The organism is Mesorhizobium sp. M0663 (genome assembly GCF_040320585.1).
Taxonomy (GTDB): Bacteria; Pseudomonadota; Alphaproteobacteria; order Rhizobiales; family Rhizobiaceae; genus Mesorhizobium.
Genome location: NZ_JAMYPX010000105.1, coordinates 1 through 953 on the forward strand (window position 1 = coordinate 1; position 953 = coordinate 953).

The following is a 953-nucleotide window of genomic DNA, read 5'->3' on the forward strand; positions in this document are numbered from 1 at the left end:
TCTTCACCTGGTCGTCGTTGCGGCCCAGAAACTCCAGATTGCCGTCCGGCAGATAACGCGCCAGATCGCCGGTCTTATACAGCCGATCGCCTTCCACAAAGGGGCTGGCAATGAACCGCTCCGCCGTCAGCTCGGGCCGGTTCAGGTAACCCCGCGCAACGCCCGCCCCGCCGATATAGAGCTCCCCCACCGCCCCGAACGGGACGGGCGCACCATGACCGTCCAGCAGATACACCCGCGTGTTCGCAATCGGACGCCCGATCGGGACAACTGACCCATCAAAGTCATCGGGACAACTCCAAACCGTCGCGCAGACTGTTGCTTCGGTCGGGCCATAGGCGTTGACGATAGATGCCGAGGCCAGACTTCGGACGAGTTCAGCTTTCGGCAGTTCGCCAGCAAGAATAAGAACTTGCGATGCCAAACATCCCGGATCCCTGCTTGCCTGAAGCAAGGCTGGAGGTAATGTCGCATGGGTTATGGCTTCGCTTCGCAGGTAATCCGATAGCTTGTTACTCGCCTGGCGGAGCTCGTCCGCAGGCAAGTGTAATGCGGCGCCTGAGCCAAACGCCATGACAAGCTCCCAAGCACTTGCATCAAAGCCGAAGGAGGCGAACTGCACAACACGGCTATTCGAACAGACGCCAAAAAGCCCGATCTGAGCCAACCCGAGATTGACCAGACTTCCATGCTCGACCATGACGCCCTTTGGGGTTCCGGTGGAGCCTGAGGTGTAGATGACATAGGCGAGATGGCGCGCGGTCAGGCCAATGGCGCGCGGCTCGGGATCGCAAGCGGGCAGTTCGGCCCAAGCCGGGGTCGCCGTCTCCAGATCGACCACGCTCACATGGACAAGCGCCTCGGGGCCGAGCGCGGCGCGGCCGGCCGCATCGGCCAGCAGCAGCCGCGGCGCCGCATCCTCGACAACCTGCCGCAGCCGCGCGCAGGGATAG

1 protein-coding gene is annotated in these 953 nt (G+C 62.7%); it reads right to left on the bottom strand.

Going from position 1 to position 953, the window contains the following annotated elements:
- The coding region (locus NKI54_RS36300) for an AMP-binding protein (RefSeq protein ID WP_352694654.1) at window positions 1-937 on the bottom strand (937 nt) is incomplete at its 3' end.
- Window positions 938-953: the final 16 nt, after the last annotated feature.